Below are 15,874 nucleotides of genomic sequence, written 5' to 3' on the forward strand. Positions count from 1 at the left end.
TTCGCCCTTACTTATCCCAACGCCATAATGCGCTCATACCAGGACGTAGTCCTTCAATTTGTGCCGTTGGATACAGTCGAACTTCAAAGGTTTTTAAGTCGAAATCTCCTGTTGCACGCGTCGCTCTTTTCGTTGCGTAATCTCCCATAGGAGCAATATAGCGAACTTCTGCTTCCACTTCTTTATTGCCTAACGCAGGAACAGTGATTGTGATGCGATCGCCTTTGCGGATATCGGCTAAAATATCTTCACGCAAGTTATATACAAAATAGGCTTCAGGGAGACGAATTAACGTAGCTAATGGGCTATTGGCATTAAAAAGCTCACCCACTTCCGCAGGAATAGGCCCCACTTCGCCGTCAACCGGAGCTTTTACCTGTAAATCTTGTTGCTGAACTTTCAGCTCAATTAATTGCTGCTCTGCTTGTTGTAGTGCGGCTCGGTATTTCTCACGTAATTCAATACGATCACCGTTTTTCGCTTCATCTAATTCAGCTTGAGCGGCTTTGGCTTGCTGCACGGCAACATCTCGACGACTACGAGCACTATCAAGCTCATTGGCAGAGACATAACCTTTATTGGCGACCGCACTAAGACGTTGGTAATCTTTCGTTGCATTGGTGGCTTGTGCTTGCGCCTGAGATAAGATCGCTTGTAAATTGCGAATGCTTTCTTCTCTTGTACCGTGAATAGAGAGATCTAATTGCGCTTGAGCTTGGGCTTTTGCCGCTTCCAGTGCAGCCACTTGAGCATTGAGTTCTGGGCTATCTAAGGTGATCATCAATTGCCCCGCTTTAACATCATCACCCCGCTCAATATGACGCTCTATAACACGTCCTTTGGCTTTAGAGGCCACAATAACTTCAGGTGCATCCACTTCACCTTGCAGTAATAAATATTGATTATGCGCGCGGAAAAGAACGGCTAATGCAATAAGTATTAGCATTAATAAAATAAGATAGATGGCTCTTTTTTTCATATAACGATTAGACCTTAATAGTGAAGTAGAACACTCACTGATAGCGTTATCTTACACAATAACTGGCTATTTCTTTAAGAATTTTGTGCGCTAGATCACTGACTCAGAGGAAGATTTTCTTTGATAGTGCGATTAAGTTATTCTTATACCAAATTTTATTACTCCATGAATAGCCTCATTTTATCTACGTTTTTTTAATTTATTAAATAAACACAGAAAGTGGTACACACAACTTATGTACGAATTTGATTTAATTTTGCTGTTATTACAGCAAATGTGCGTTTATCTCATTATTGCGTGGTTTCTCAGCAAAACGCCGCTATTTACGCCTCTTTTACAAGTGACTATCAAACTTCCACATAAATTAATGTGCTATGTGATTTTCTCCATTTTCTGCATTATGGGCACCTATTTTGGATTGCATATTAATGACTCTATTGCTAATACCCGTGCTATTGGCTCCGTATTAGGCGGATTATTAGGTGGACCGTATGTAGGCTTTCTCGTTGGCTTCACGGGTGGCTTACACCGCTATTCCCTCGGCGGGATGACAGCGTTAAGTTGTATGGTATCCACTATCGCAGAAGGATTAATTGGTGGATTAGTTCATCGTTATTATGTAAAACATGGACAAATGCACCGCATATTTAATCCTTGGACAGCGGCTACCGTCACCTTTTTTGCCGAAATAATACAGATGAGTATTATTTTATTACTCGCTCGTCCTTTTGATGAAGCACTTTCTTTAGTAAAAAATATTGCCGCTCCTATGATTGTAGCAAATACAATAGGTGCTGCGATGTTTATTAGGATATTACAAGATAGACGTGCCATTTTTGAAAAATATACTAGTGCTTTCTCCGCTCAAGCATTAAAAATTGCGGTTTGCACTGAAGGTATTTTACGTAAAGGCTTTAACCAAGATAATAGTACTCGTGTTGCAAAAGTTATCTACCAAGAATTAAAAGTCAGTGCTGTCGCCATTACGGATAGAGATAAACTACTCGCTTTTATTGGTATTGGCGCTGATCATCATTTGCCAGGTACACCGATTTCCTCAGAACAATCTAAACAAGCCATTAATAATAACGAAGTCGTGTATGCGGACGGCAATGAGACACCTTATCGATGTACCCTTTCTCCACATTGTAAATTAGGCTCGACACTGGTTATTCCTTTACGAGGAGAAAATAATCGCGTTATTGGCACCATAAAGCTCTATGAAGCAAAGAATCGCTTATTTAGCTCCATTAATAGAACCTTAGGAGAAGGGATCGCCAGTCTATTATCAGCACAAATTCTTGCCGGACAATACGAAAGAAATAAACAATCACTATTAGAATCAGAAATTAAATTACTACACGCACAAGTCAATCCCCACTTTTTATTTAATGCATTAAATACATTACAAGCCGTTATTCGTCGTGATAGTGATCAAGCAAAACAGTTAGTGCAATTTCTGTCGGCTTTTTTCCGTAAGAATTTAAAAAGACCCGAAGCGATAGTGACACTCAGTGATGAAATTGAACACGTCACGGCTTATTTACAAATTGAAAAAGCGCGCTTTCAAGAAAGTTTACAGATAGATATTCAGATACCTGAACATTTAGCCACTGCGCGCCTTCCTGCATTTTCGCTTCAGCCTATGGTTGAGAATGCAATTAAACATGGAACATCACAGTTATTAGGCATCGGAAAGATTACAATTAGAGCGCATCAAGAAGACCACTTAATAGTGATCGAAATTAGTGATAATGCAGGGCTTTATCATTCGCAAGGCGCATCACATCAGCTCGGTTTAGGAATGAGACTTGTCGATAAGCGGATTAAATTACGCTATGGTGATCTATATGGTGTACTTGTGGAGTGTCAGCCTGATAACTATACCAAAATAAAAATCTGTTTACCCTTAGAAAAAAATATGGATAACGCAGCATAACAATGAATATATTAATCGTTGATGATGAGCCGCTTGCTCGTGAAAATTTACGTTGTTTACTCGAAGAAGAAAAAGATATTCATATTATTGGTGAATGCAGTAATGCTATTGAGGCGATAGGAGAAATACATCGTAAAAAACCTGATGTGGTTTTTCTTGATATTCAAATGCCACGTATTACTGGCTTAGAAATGGTCTCAATGCTTGATCCTGAACATCGCCCTTATATTGTCTTTTTAACCGCATTTGAAGAATATGCTATTCAAGCATTCGAAGAGCACGCTTTTGATTATTTGCTCAAACCATTAGAGCAAGAGCGTTTAGCCAAAACATTAAGTCGTTTACGCCAAGGCAATAAACAAAATATTGATTTATTATCACCACCAGAAGAACGCTTAAAGTGCATTCCTTGTACTGGGCATAGCCGTATTTGGCTAATGCCAATCGATGAAGCCGTGTTTGCTACATCACGATTAAGCGGTGTCTATGTCACCAATAATCAAGGGCAAGAAGGTTTTACTGAGCTTACATTACGTACTTTAGAAACACGCACTCCGCTGGTACGTTGCCATCGTCAATATTTAGTGAATATGGATTATGTCAATGAAATTGTTTTTGGTGATAATGGACAAGCAGAACTTATTTTACATAATAATAAACAAATTCCGGTCAGTCGACGTTACCTTAAACCCTTAAAAGAAGCGATTGGCTTAATTTAATCAGTAAAAAGGAATAAGCTTGATGGAACCCATTTATATTAAAGTTTATATTAATCGCATCGAAGTTCGTGATCTTCACACCAAAAAAGAATTTTCTGTAGAACGTCATTTTACTCATAGTCGAATGTTAATTGGCGATTTTTACCCTGCTATTGAAGCGATACGAACAGCACTTACTCAAATAGGTATTAACCCATTATCCTTTTTTTGTCGAAAAAGAAATGTGGTAATTCATCCTTTAGAACGTACCGAAGATGGATTATCCCAAGTAGAAATTCGATTATTCAATGAAGTCATTGCCGGTGGGTTGAATAACAAATACAAAAAAATCGTTATTAGTGCAAAACTCACACCACTTATGGATGCAGAGGTGATTGAATTAATCAATAAATCATAACCCTACATAAAATCAGTATTTAACCATTTACAAATAAGTGTCTAAATACTTATTAAAAACCTGCTGATATTGTTTTCTAGAAAATATAAATTGTTTAATAGGTGTTATTCCATGCTTATCCAAATCTAAAGCCTCCTCTCTATCTAATCCATCCTTATATGCAATATTATTCCATTTCACCTAATGTTCTGTAATATCTAAAGTACAAGAAATCACAGAACAATAATCACTACCACAATGGCAACGATAAAGCACTAATCGATTATTCTCTAATTGACTATAAACAGGTTTAATACCTAAATATTGTTCGGCTTTACTGTAAATTATTTTATTACGATTGTAATTAGGAAAGTTATCTTTATCAACAATAAAAATATCAAAATCAAAATCTAAAAACCGCCAATCCGTTTGCCGATCAAACCCCAACCATTTGTCTAATCCCTTACCATCAATATAGAAATTAATGCACTCTTGGAATATGCCAATAAAATGTACCCAATTGAGTAATTATTTATTTCTACTTTATATAGAAAAAACCAGCCAATTTTTGTTGACTGGTTTTTCAATTTATATCATCAACTCAATTGAATACTGAGTGAATTATATTCTTATTGATTATGAGTGCTACTACGGCGACGTGGTACATTTTCGTTATTACCGCCCTCGCTCACCATTTACCTGAACAATTTGCTTAATCCATTAGAGCAAGAGCGTTTAGCCAAAACATTAAGTCGTTTACGCCAAGGCAATAAACAAAATATTGATTTATTATCGCCACCAGAAGAACGCTTAAAGTGCATTCCTTGTACTAGGTATAGCCGTATTTAGCTAATGCCAATCGATGAAGCGGTGTTTGCTAGATCACAATTAAGCGGTGTCTATTTTTAAGCTATATTTAAAGTGTTATTTATCATTTTAATACGCTTAGCTAATATGGTTGCACAAATAAAACCAAGCAAACTAAAAGTGACCATAATACTAAATACATAGTTATATCCTTGAATACCCTCAAAATTATCTAATAATGACCCATAGAGAGCATAAGCAAACATGGAAGGCATATAACCAATAATACATCCAAACGCCATCGCTGAACCCGCATATTGTCTTGGTGTTCCAATTTCATCCATTGGTGCAAAGAAAATAGCTCTTTGCGAGAAAATGATTGCACCGAAACCTAATGTTGCAGTCATACCTAAATAGACATTCATTGAGTCATGAGGCAACATAATGAAAATAGCCATTGCAATCGCAGATAATAAAAATGTCCATTTCAGATATATTGTTGGCGATTTTGCAACTTTGTCAGCTAAAAATCCGCCTAATGGACCACCTATCATTTTTAGTGCATATTGATTAATAATGCCATAGGCACCGATAAGGGCTATTGGTAGTGCGTAAATATCTTTTAAAAAAGGAATAAAATAAGTTAACCCACAGTAAGCAGAATAAACAAAGAAGATACTCATTGATGCTAACCATAAGTTAGGACATTTTACGACATTTTTAATCCCTTCCAAAACTTGGCGATTAGCTTCACTTGCTGAGGAGGTTTCCTTCTTATCGTCATTATCCACAATAAAATATGTAATTATACCTACTATTATTGTAGCAAGCGTATAATAAATTAATCCTGCTTGCATACCTGCTTTACCTTCACCAAATAAAACAAATATATAAAGAGCTCCCGAAGCTACTAGAACATCAACAACCCCTCGCCCAGCTTCTAGAAAACCAAACATACGTCCTTGTTCTTCTTTATTTCCTAATAAACGTACCGATTTTAGTAAAACAGGCCAATAAACAACCTCGCCGAAAAATGCCATTGCACCAAATGCAATTAAATAACCCGTAAAAGGAGGCAATGTGCTTAAATAAGCACCACATAAACCTACCCCAATTAAGCCCGCTGGTAATAAAATTTTCTTAGAGAAGCGATCGGCAATATACAATGATGAAAATAATCCGATTGTTTGAATAATGGCATAAATAGTAAAGCCAAAACCAATTTGGGTGTTAGATAATCCCCAATCTTGTTGCATTGGCACATAAAATACATCTTTCATGCTGGATAGTTTGAATATAGTCCCACCACCCAAAATAAGAAAACATAATTTTCCCCATTTATTCATGATCATATTTCCTATTTTTTATAAGCGATAGCTTCTATTTCAATTAAAACATCTTTAGGTAGACGAGAAACTTCCACACATGAACGAGCTGGGTATTTTCCTGATGTAAAAAAAGAAGAATAAATATTATTAAAAATAGGAAAATCTTTTATATCTTTAATAAAACAAGTCGTTTTAACAATATCATCCATTGATGCACCGGCAGCTTCTATAATAGCTTTTAAATTATTCATAGCTTTTAATGTTTGTGTTTCAATATCATTTCCCATAACAGAACCATCATGAGTATTGAATGGGCAACAACCTGAAATATAAATATGATTTTCAACTTTAATTGCTTGTGAATAAGGACCAATAGCTTCTGGTGCTGATGTAGTATTAATAATCATGAGATCACTCCAATATTTGATAACTATTTTTATATATTAATAACAATATTTTTTTCTTAGTTCTTTTAATTTATTAACAGAAACTTGTACACAACGCTCTTGTGCGTCCATTAATGTTTTTAATGCAACAGGAGAAATTTTAGCTGGATAATAATATTCCAAGGGGTTAATTAATTGCGTATCAAAAGGTGGTGATTTAACTTCAAAGCTTCCACTTAATTCAAATACTCCCCCCGTTCCTTTATCTCTAGCAAAATGAGATGTATAGGGAAAACAGTTTTCTAAGTTAATACGTGTTACAGGTGAATGTTCAACTAATAAACGAAAACATTCATCGATATCAATACTCCCTTCACCAAGAGGCATTCCTGTAATTACCAGTGTTTCATCATCATGTGTAACAATATGATCTTTAAAATGAGTGCTATATGTATAAGGTGCTAATTTGCTCACTGTTACTATAGGATCTTCCCACGCCATCATGCCATTACCAATATCACAATGTGCACCAACCCAAATAGAATCAACATTTTTTACAATATTTAAGATTTCATCAGCCGTTTCATCTTCATGATTTTCTATTGCAAGACGTATACGATATTTTTTTAATAATGGAACAATAGACTTAATATCTTGAATAATTTTAGGGTATTGTTTCGGATTGTATTGTCCTCGACGAAACATATAAGTACGTATCACATCAGCACCAATTCCTCGAGCGATATCAATTGCTTTTGTTAATGCCTTTGGTGTTGTAAAACGTGTATCTAATTCACAATAAAGATTTTTATCTTCAATTGCCTGACGTACTTTTGCTAAATATTCAGGGCTATCACTTGTTAACACACCAAATTCTGGGTGTAATCCTTCATCAGGAATGATATTTAATTCGACCCCATCCAGCCCTAATTCAGTTGCTTTATTTATAAAATCAAAAACATCCATTACACCCTGCTGAAAAAATAGGTGATAGGACTCTGTTTCAATACCTAGTTTCATAATTTCTTCCTCGAATTCCTATACCCGTATTTAGCCATATTAAGAAAATAAAGTATGTGCTTAGGATCATAAAACTTAACTTAGTATAAAAATATTTTACTCAGTATTATCCGAGTATACTAAACATGGATTTCGACAACTTTTAACGTTAGAATTATTTAACTGTAATTATGGGTAAAATTTCTTATGGACCTTCCTACAAACCAAAAGATTACTGAAGAAGATCGGCATCTACTCCGCTCTTATATTCCTTTTCTCGATAATTTGGGGCAATTTCTCGGTGATTATTGTGAAATAGTGCTACATAGTTTTGAGGATTTACGCCATTCCGTTATCCACATAGTTAATGGACATGTTACTGGTCGTGGATTAGGTGCCCCCGTAACAAATATTGCTTTAGAAAAACTCTCAAAATTTAATCGAACAGATCAAATGTGGGAGGTTTATTTCAATACAAAAAGTGTTCGGCCATTTAAATCATCATCTACTTTAATTGTAAATAATGCAGGTACACCTATTGGTATGATTTGTATGAACTTTGCTCTCGATATGCCATTAAATGCATTAATAGATAGTTTTACTGATACAAATAATTTAAAACATGAAAATTTTTCACAAGATGTGAATAATCTTGTACAGAATCATCTAGAACCAATTAAAAAGAGAGTTTACGGAAATAAAAATATTCCAAGTAAATACAAGAATTTAGAGATAATTAAAGAATTAAATGAAAGTGGACTTTTTGAATTTTCAGCAACACATAAAATAGTATCCGCCGAATTAGGCATAAGCTCAGCAACAATTTATAAGCATTTAAGAAATTTAAGCAAGAAATAATAATAAGATTTACTTATTGTCTAGTAGGAGATGGGATCACTCCTGTCGTCCTCTAACAGCGCCCTACTTACGGCTGCATATAAGGCGCCAAACACCATGCTCAGCATACTATAAAAAAACCAGTCCATTGTATGGACTGGTTTTTATCAATTCAGCTTAAAATTGAATAAACTTTAAGTTTCTTATTGATTATGAGTACTACTACGGCGACGTGGTGCATTTTCGTTATTACCGCGACCACGGAAGTTACCACGCTCGCCATTACCACGGCGTGGTGGTTGATCGCCTTTACTAAAGCGACGACCACCTTGTGGCTGACCATCACGACGGCTGCTATTACGGCGCTCACGGTAAGGTTGTGCATCACCCACTAACTGCATATTCAATGGTTTATTCATAATGCGAGTACGAGTGAAGTGGCTTAATAAATCGCCTGGCATCCCTTTTGGTAACTCAATGGTTGAGTGAGAGCCATATAATTTGATATTACCAATATAACGGCTACTGATATCGCCTTCGTTGGCAATAGCACCAACAATATGACGAACCTCAACCCCATCATCACGACCCACTTCAATACGATAAAGATCCATTTCACCCGCATCACGGCGCTCACGACGTGGAGAACGTTCGCGATCGTTACGGCGATCGTCACGATCGTTAAATTCACGACGAGGACGACGTACTGGATCAGGTGGCAGAATAAGTGCACGCTCACCTTGAGCCATTTTCAGTAATACCGCCGCCAATGTTTCCATATCTAACGCTTCTTCACCTTGTGGCGCTAATTTTGGTAACAATGCACGATATTGGTCAAGGTTACTTGTTTCTAACTGTTGAGCGATTTGCTGAGCAAATTTTTCCTGACGACGCTGACTAATCAGCTCTGCGTTTGGTAACTCAACTTCAGGAATAGACATCTTCATCGTGCGCTCGATATTGCGCAGTAAACGGCGCTCACGATTATCAACAAATAGAATTGCACGACCCGCACGACCTGCACGGCCAGTACGGCCAATACGATGTACATAAGACTCTGAATCCATAGGGATATCATAGTTGACAACCAAGCTGATACGGTCAACATCCAGACCACGCGCAGCAACATCCGTTGCGATAAGGATATCTAAACGGCCGTTTTTCAGACGCTCTAATGTTTGCTCACGCAGAGACTGATTCATGTCACCATTCAATGCCGCACTGTTATAGCCATTACGCTCTAAGGTTTCTGCTACTTCTAAGGTCGCATTTTTTGTACGAACGAAAATAATAGCTGCATCGAAATCTTCTGCTTCTAAGAAACGGATTAATGCTTCATTTTTACGTGCACCATAAGTCATCCAATAGCTTTGGCTAATATCTGGGCGTGTAGTTACACTGCTTTGAATACGTACTTCTTTTGGATCATTCATAAAGCGACGTGTAATACGACGGATAGCTTCTGGCATCGTCGCAGAGAATAATGCAGTCTGGTGCTCTGCTGGGATCTTACTTAAGATATTTTCAACATCTTCAATAAAGCCCATACGTAACATTTCATCAGCTTCATCTAATACTAAACCTTTTAGTTTAGATAAATCTAATGTGCCACGGTTTAAGTGATCTAATAAACGACCCGGTGTACCCACAACAACTTGTGGCCCTTGGCGTAATGCACGTAGTTGAACGTCATAGCGTTGGCCACCATACAGAGCAACGACATTCACTTTTGGTAAATGTTTAGAAAAATCTTCAATGGCTTCGGCAACCTGAACCGCAAGTTCACGGGTTGGTGCTAACACTAAAATTTGTGGTGCTTTTAATGATTCATCTAGATTGTGTAATAACGGTAAGCTAAACGCAGCGGTTTTACCACTACCGGTTTGTGCCATACCTAGAACATCATTGCCATCTAAAAGGAAAGGAATACATTGTTGCTGAATTGGAGAAGGCTTCTCGTAGCCTAAATCATTCAGTGCAGTCAAAATAGGTGCTGATAAACCTAGATCAGCAAAAGTCATATCGGTTTCAGTAGTCATGTCACTGTGCCTCATTCATTATGGCGGCCAGTTGACATAACATACCGCATGGTTTGTCGGTCTTTATCATCTAAAATGTGAACTGGCTCAAATTATATTATTAAACGAACAAACAAGCCCTCATCCTATGCAGATGATGGCTTTCAAACTGATCAAAGAAATGTTCGTCAGCTATTGCTGGTCCGATTCCGCTAGGTCTTCTTGTTGGCCTAACAGTGCTAATTCCAACAATGCGTAGCGGTGCTCAACAAAGTTATGTGCGTTGTTGGCAACCGTCAGCTTGAATAACGCTTCAGCGCTATCCATGTCCCCCAGACTTAGGTAATATTTACCTAAATAGAAGTTAGTTTCACTAAGATGCTCAGCGAGCGAAGTGTTATCGGTTGACGTTTCATTTAGCCTTTCCATTAATGTTTTTTCACTAATGTCACCTAAATAAAACTCAACTATATTCCATCCCCATTGTCCCGTTTTATTCGCCTTTAAGTATCGCTGTTTCAGCTGTTTTTTAGCAGAATCAGAGTCTATCTCTTTTTCAACAAGATATAACCAAAGCGAACGAATGGGATCATTTGGATCGACCTGATAAAACGCCTGCAGATCATCCTGCGCCAATTTCAATCGGCCACCATAGTATAAAGCGATACCTCGATTAAAACGCGCATTATTGTAAGTTGGATCAAGCTCTAAAACAGAATCAAACGCTTCATAAGCAGCATCATAATTCGCTGCTTGCGTAAAATAGATACCTAGAAAATTAAAAATCTCTAGCATATCTGGTCTCATTGACAACGCCATTGAAAAATCATTGCGCGCCAATGCTCTTAAACCGAGACTATCATACAGCACACCACGCTCATATAAAAGCTGTGCATATTCATCTTCGGTTAATGAACGGCTCGCCAGAATTTGTTCTATACGAGCCAATATCACTTCTTGTTGTAAAGAAGGCTGTAGTGGAGTAGCAAAAATAGCATTCTTACGCCATTCTGGACTAGTGCTGCACCCGGAAATAAAGATGAAAACAGCAATAGAACAACCGCGCAGAAATGTTTTCATTTCTCACTCCCAAAGTCAGACTCTTTCAACAAAAAGCGTTTTATGACGTCCTACTTGTCAATCATAATAAGTCTCTACCGATACCTATGTCTAGATATCGGTAGTAGAATATCATTAATTTGCAGGATCTTCAGAAGAAGTTTCAGCTGCTTCCTGCTGGGTTGCTTGAGCCTCTTTCATGCTTAAGCGGATACGGCCTTGGCGGTCAATTTCCAGTACTTTCACTGGAACTTCTTGACCCATAGTCAGGTAATCACTTACTTTCTCAACGCGTTTGTCTGCGATTTGAGAAATATGCACCAGACCTTCTTTACCACCACCGATAGCAACAAATGCACCGAAATCAACGATACGTGTTACTTTACCGTTATAGATACGGCCAACTTCGACTTCTGCCGTGATCTCTTCGATACGAGCGATAGCTTGTTTTGCTTGTTCGCCACTAGTAGCTGCAATTTTCACTGTACCATCATCTTCGATTTCGATAGTGGTCCCAGTTTCTTCCGTTAATGCACGGATAACCGAACCACCCTTACCGATAACATCTTTGATCTTATCAGCATTGATTTTGATAGTGTGAATACGTGGTGCAAACTCAGAAATTTCTGCACGCGGCTGGCTAATTGCACTTTCCATTACCCCTAAAATATGCAGACGTGCGCTTTTCGCTTGATTTAACGCAACTTGCATAATTTCACGAGTGATACCTTCGATTTTGATATCCATTTGTAATGCACTGACTCCGTTACGGCTACCCGCAACTTTAAAGTCCATATCACCTAAATGGTCTTCATCACCTAAAATATCAGAAAGAACAACGAAGTTTTCACCTTCTTTTACCAGACCCATTGCAATACCAGCAACAGATTCTTTAATTGGTACACCCGCATCCATCAGTGCTAAAGAAGCACCACAAACAGATGCCATTGAAGATGAACCATTGGATTCTGTAATTTCAGACACTACACGTACTGTGTATGGGAATTCTTCAATCGTTGGCATAACGGCTAATACACCACGTTTTGCTAAACGACCATGACCAATTTCACGACGTTTTGGCGAACCCATCATACCTGTTTCACCGACAGAATATGGAGGGAAGTTGTAGTGCAGTAAGAAGGTATCGGTATGCTCACCCATGATGTCATCAATGGTTTGTGCATCACGTGCAGTACCTAAAGTAGCTGTTACTAATGCTTGAGTTTCGCCACGAGTAAATAGCGCAGAGCCATGTGTACGTGGTAATAAACCTGTACGAATATCTAAAGCACGTACCATGTCTTTTTCACGACCATCGATACGAGGTTCACCCGCTAATACACGAGCACGAACAATTTTCTTCTCTAAACCAGAGAAAATTTCAATGATTTCGCCTTCGTCTAAAGACTCATCTTCTGCTAATAATGTGCTGATCACTTCATCACGAATAGCATCGATTTGCTCATAACGCTCTTGTTTTTCAGTAATACGATACGCATCACCAATACGAGTTTGTGCTAATTGAGCAATACGATCATGTAAAGATTGGTTAATAGGCTCTGGTGCCCAATCCCATTTTTCTTTACCGACTTCGGCAACTAATGCATTGATATTTTCAATCACAACTTGTTGTTGTTCATGACCAAATACCACTGCACCTAACATTTGTTCTTCTGATAATAAATCAGCTTCTGATTCAACCATCAGTACCGCACCCGCAGTACCTGCAACCACTAAGTCTAATTTACTAATTTTCAGTTCATCAACGGTTGGGTTCAGTACATATTGACCATCAATAAAGCCAACACGAGCACCACCGATAGGACCATTGAAAGGTACACCTGATAATGACAGTGCTGCAGAAGCACCAATCATAGCAACGATATCTGGGTTAACTTGTGGATTAACAGAAACCACAGTCGCAACTACTTGGATTTCGTTTAAGAACCCTTCTGGGAATAGTGGGCGTAAAGGGCGGTCAATAAGACGCGCGATTAAAGTTTCACCTTCGCCAGGACGACCTTCACGACGGAAGAAACTTCCTGGAATACGGCCAGCTGCGTATGAACGCTCTTGATAGTTAACGGTGAGTGGGAAGAAGTCTTGTCCTTCTTTCACTTTTTTCTTAGCAACAACGGTAACAAAAACAGCAGTGCCGTCCATGTCAACCATTACAGCAGCCGTTGCTTGGCGAGCCATCATGCCCGTTTCTAACGTAACGGTATGTTGACCGTATTGAAATTTACGAACTGTAGGATTCAGCAAAATAATATCCTTTATCTTATTGTCGCATGATATTTAGCGACGATGAATAATCTTTTCTCCGCTACGTCCCCTCGCGACTAATGGAAATATTTAACTTAACCACGTTTAAACACTTTCATTAGCCGCGCGAATTGTCGCAACTAGAGAGACTAAATAACCATCACCACATTAAAACATAACGACTCATTTTTGAAATAGCACTTTCTTAAAAATAGCACTTTCTAGTAGAAAAGGGGCCTACGGGCCCCTTTTCACTGAAACTCACTTGATTAGCGACGCAGACCTAAACGTTCAATCAGTGCAGTATAACGAGCTACATCTTTACGTTTCAGGTAGTCCAGCAGATTACGACGGCTGGAAACTTTACGCAGCAGACCACGACGGCTGTGGTGATCTTTTTTGTGCTCTGAAAAGTGACCTTGCAGGTGGTTGATTTCTGCAGTCAGCAGTGCGATCTGAACTTCGCTTGAGCCAGTATCGTTAGCATCACGACCGAATTCAGCAACGATCTTTGCTTTCGCTTCAGTACTTAGAGACATAATAAAACTCCAATAAAAGTAAAATTTTCAGATAGCCAATCTCTAATTCAGCTATCCAACTCAGCCACCTAAACAGATAGCCGCATTATTCTACGCTTCAAACACACTTAGCGCAAGAATTGCTATTCAGGGTTATTGAGTGCGTGATAATCCACGACTAATCTTTTCGGTGCAACTAGACCATCTTTGATGATCGCAAGGCCAATAAATTTTTTCTCATCGCCTTCGGTGACTCTGACCCATTCCCCTTCATCCAAGGTGTGATTTACCCGAACCGGTTGCCCCAGTTTTAAGTAACCCGCCATAATGGCGGTTAAATGCACCACAGAGAAATGTGCAACCGCAGTATCCATAGGCAATAATAAGGCATCTAACGCAGGAAATGGTGACTCATCTTGTTGCTGAGCATCATCAATGATTGCGCGCAATTGCTCAAGCGTCACCATACGCTCTTTCGGATAATCTGCGACTTCTAAACGACGTAAGAAAATCACATGGGCACCACAGTTTAATTTCTCACCCAGATCATCAATGATAGTGCGAATATAGGTACCTTTAGAACAATGAATTTCTAGTTCTAACTCATCGTCTTCCCAGCGAATAAATTGCAATTCATACACGATAATGGGTCTTGCTTCTCGCTCAACTTCAATACCTTGTCTTGCATATTCATAAAGTGGTTTACCTTGATGCTTAAGGGCTGAATACATTGAAGGAATTTGCAATGTTTCACCACGAAAACTCTCTAACGCAGCATCGAGCGCTTGCTGGTTAAACTGTACAGGTCGTTGCTGGATCACTTGTCCATGAGCATCAGAGGTATCTGTTCTTTCACCTAATTTGGCAATCACTCGATAGCGTTTATCTGAATCCAATAAAAACTGTGAAAACTTTGTCGCTTCACCTAAACAGATAGGAAGCATACCTGTCGCTAAAGGATCTAAAGCGCCGGTATGCCCCGCTTTACTTGCATTAAACATACGGCGTACTTTTTGCAAAGCGTCATTCGATGAAATATCTTGAGGCTTATCAAGCAATAATACGCCGTTAATCTCACGCCCTTTACGACGACGCCCCATTACTCTTCCTCTTTATGACGGCGTTTTTCATCATCTTTGACAACATTTGACACAAGGTTAGACATACGCATACCTTCAACTAATGAATTGTCATAAGCAAATGTTAGCTCAGGAACAACACGTAAGCGCATCGCTTTACCTAATAAAGAGCGAATAAAGCCTGCTGCTTCGTTAAGGGCTTTTAAGCCATTTTCTACCATTTCTTCATCGCTTTCTTCACCTGCTGATAGGTTTAAAAAGGTGACAAATACTTTGGCGTAAGCCAGATCACGTGAAATTTCAACACCGGATACGGTGGCCATTCCAATACGTGGATCTTTTACTTCGCGCTGTAAAATGATGGCGATTTCTTTTTGCATTTCCTGAGAAACACGCTGAGCACGGCTAAAATCTCTTGCCATTTTATCTCTCCCTGACAATGTCGTTATCACTCTATTGTCATTATTGATCCAATTTTAAAATCGATGATATCTAAAGAGTATACATAAAGTCACGTTTCACAACCGCTTTACGCTTTTTTTCTCTTTAGCAATAAATCTGCTCT

The 15,874-nt window shown here is 38.5% G+C and carries 16 protein-coding genes; 5 read left to right on the forward strand and 11 right to left on the reverse strand.

Annotated elements, in window-relative coordinates; translation table 11 throughout:
* Nucleotides 1-7: 7 nt before the first annotated feature.
* Nucleotides 8-979, reverse strand: a complete 972-nt coding sequence (locus tag HMPREF0693_RS14290) for an HlyD family secretion protein (RefSeq protein ID WP_004246221.1) — start codon at nucleotides 977-979, stop codon at nucleotides 8-10.
* A 235-nt stretch (nucleotides 980-1,214) separates the two neighbouring features.
* Between HMPREF0693_RS14290 and HMPREF0693_RS14295 the strand changes: the two genes are divergently transcribed.
* The 3 genes from HMPREF0693_RS14295 to HMPREF0693_RS14305 are packed head-to-tail and all read left to right on the forward strand — an operon-like array spanning nucleotide 1,215 to nucleotide 4,034.
* The gene (locus tag HMPREF0693_RS14295) at nucleotides 1,215-2,918 is read left to right on the forward strand and encodes a sensor histidine kinase (protein ID WP_004246222.1); all 1,704 of its coding nucleotides are present in this window, start codon (nucleotides 1,215-1,217) and stop codon (nucleotides 2,916-2,918) included.
* 2 nt (nucleotides 2,919-2,920) lie between these two features.
* Entirely contained in the window at nucleotides 2,921-3,637 is a 717-nt protein-coding gene (gene btsR / locus HMPREF0693_RS14300) for a two-component system response regulator BtsR (RefSeq protein WP_004246223.1), read from the forward strand.
* A gap of 22 nt (nucleotides 3,638-3,659) precedes the next feature.
* Nucleotides 3,660-4,034, forward strand: a complete 375-nt coding sequence (locus tag HMPREF0693_RS14305; RefSeq protein WP_004246224.1) for a YjaA family stress response protein — start codon at nucleotides 3,660-3,662, stop codon at nucleotides 4,032-4,034.
* A 180-nt stretch (nucleotides 4,035-4,214) separates the two neighbouring features.
* Here HMPREF0693_RS14305 and HMPREF0693_RS14310 read toward each other — a convergent pair whose 3' ends face one another.
* On the reverse strand, nucleotides 4,215-4,460 hold the full coding sequence (locus HMPREF0693_RS14310) for a hypothetical protein (RefSeq protein WP_004246226.1): 246 nt from the start codon (nucleotides 4,458-4,460) through the stop codon (nucleotides 4,215-4,217).
* Nucleotides 4,461-4,655: 195 nt separating this feature from the next.
* On the opposite strand from HMPREF0693_RS14310, the gene HMPREF0693_RS14315 reads away from it, so the two are divergent.
* A complete protein-coding gene (locus tag HMPREF0693_RS14315) occupies nucleotides 4,656-4,862 on the forward strand; it encodes a hypothetical protein (RefSeq protein ID WP_036919638.1) in 207 nt (68 codons plus the stop codon).
* A gap of 56 nt (nucleotides 4,863-4,918) precedes the next feature.
* On the opposite strand, the gene HMPREF0693_RS14320 is transcribed toward HMPREF0693_RS14315, so the two are convergent.
* The 3 genes from HMPREF0693_RS14320 to HMPREF0693_RS14330 are packed head-to-tail and all read right to left on the reverse strand — an operon-like array spanning nucleotide 4,919 to nucleotide 7,554.
* The gene (locus tag HMPREF0693_RS14320) at nucleotides 4,919-6,166 is read right to left on the reverse strand and encodes an MFS transporter (protein ID WP_004249598.1); all 1,248 of its coding nucleotides are present in this window, start codon (nucleotides 6,164-6,166) and stop codon (nucleotides 4,919-4,921) included.
* Between the two features lie 11 nt (nucleotides 6,167-6,177).
* Nucleotides 6,178-6,555 carry a RidA family protein gene (locus HMPREF0693_RS14325; protein WP_004246229.1) on the reverse strand — a complete coding sequence of 126 codons (378 nt, stop codon included), beginning with the start codon at nucleotides 6,553-6,555 and terminating at the stop codon, nucleotides 6,178-6,180.
* 36 nt (nucleotides 6,556-6,591) lie between these two features.
* Complete coding sequence (locus HMPREF0693_RS14330) at nucleotides 6,592-7,554, reverse strand: sugar phosphate isomerase/epimerase family protein (protein WP_004246230.1); 963 nt, start codon at nucleotides 7,552-7,554, stop codon at nucleotides 6,592-6,594.
* 186 nt (nucleotides 7,555-7,740) lie between these two features.
* Between HMPREF0693_RS14330 and HMPREF0693_RS14335 the strand changes: the two genes are divergently transcribed.
* On the forward strand, nucleotides 7,741-8,391 hold the full coding sequence (locus tag HMPREF0693_RS14335; protein ID WP_004246231.1) for a helix-turn-helix transcriptional regulator: 651 nt from the start codon (nucleotides 7,741-7,743) through the stop codon (nucleotides 8,389-8,391).
* A gap of 182 nt (nucleotides 8,392-8,573) precedes the next feature.
* On the opposite strand, the gene HMPREF0693_RS14340 is transcribed toward HMPREF0693_RS14335, so the two are convergent.
* The 6 genes from HMPREF0693_RS14340 to rbfA form a co-directional block, all read right to left on the reverse strand.
* On the reverse strand, nucleotides 8,574-10,409 hold the full coding sequence (locus HMPREF0693_RS14340) for a DEAD/DEAH family ATP-dependent RNA helicase (RefSeq protein WP_004246232.1): 1,836 nt from the start codon (nucleotides 10,407-10,409) through the stop codon (nucleotides 8,574-8,576).
* Between the two features lie 171 nt (nucleotides 10,410-10,580).
* Nucleotides 10,581-11,468: a lipoprotein NlpI gene (nlpI, locus tag HMPREF0693_RS14345; protein WP_004246233.1), complete on the reverse strand. Its 888-nt coding sequence runs from the start codon at nucleotides 11,466-11,468 to the stop codon at nucleotides 10,581-10,583.
* Nucleotides 11,469-11,582: 114 nt separating this feature from the next.
* On the reverse strand, nucleotides 11,583-13,712 hold the full coding sequence (pnp, locus tag HMPREF0693_RS14350) for a polyribonucleotide nucleotidyltransferase (RefSeq protein ID WP_004246234.1): 2,130 nt from the start codon (nucleotides 13,710-13,712) through the stop codon (nucleotides 11,583-11,585).
* A 269-nt stretch (nucleotides 13,713-13,981) separates the two neighbouring features.
* Nucleotides 13,982-14,251 carry a 30S ribosomal protein S15 gene (gene rpsO / locus HMPREF0693_RS14355; RefSeq protein WP_004253005.1) on the reverse strand — a complete coding sequence of 90 codons (270 nt, stop codon included), beginning with the start codon at nucleotides 14,249-14,251 and terminating at the stop codon, nucleotides 13,982-13,984.
* Nucleotides 14,252-14,373: 122 nt separating this feature from the next.
* The gene (gene truB, locus HMPREF0693_RS14360; protein ID WP_004246235.1) at nucleotides 14,374-15,330 is read right to left on the reverse strand and encodes a tRNA pseudouridine(55) synthase TruB; all 957 of its coding nucleotides are present in this window, start codon (nucleotides 15,328-15,330) and stop codon (nucleotides 14,374-14,376) included.
* A complete protein-coding gene (gene rbfA, locus HMPREF0693_RS14365) occupies nucleotides 15,330-15,731 on the reverse strand; it encodes a 30S ribosome-binding factor RbfA (RefSeq protein WP_004246236.1) in 402 nt (133 codons plus the stop codon). The genes truB and rbfA overlap by 1 nt, the downstream gene beginning before the upstream one ends.
* Between the last annotated feature and the right edge of the window lie 143 nt (nucleotides 15,732-15,874).

Origin of the sequence: Proteus mirabilis ATCC 29906 (assembly GCF_000160755.1) — a bacterium.
Classification (GTDB): Bacteria; Pseudomonadota; Gammaproteobacteria; order Enterobacterales; family Enterobacteriaceae; genus Proteus; species Proteus mirabilis.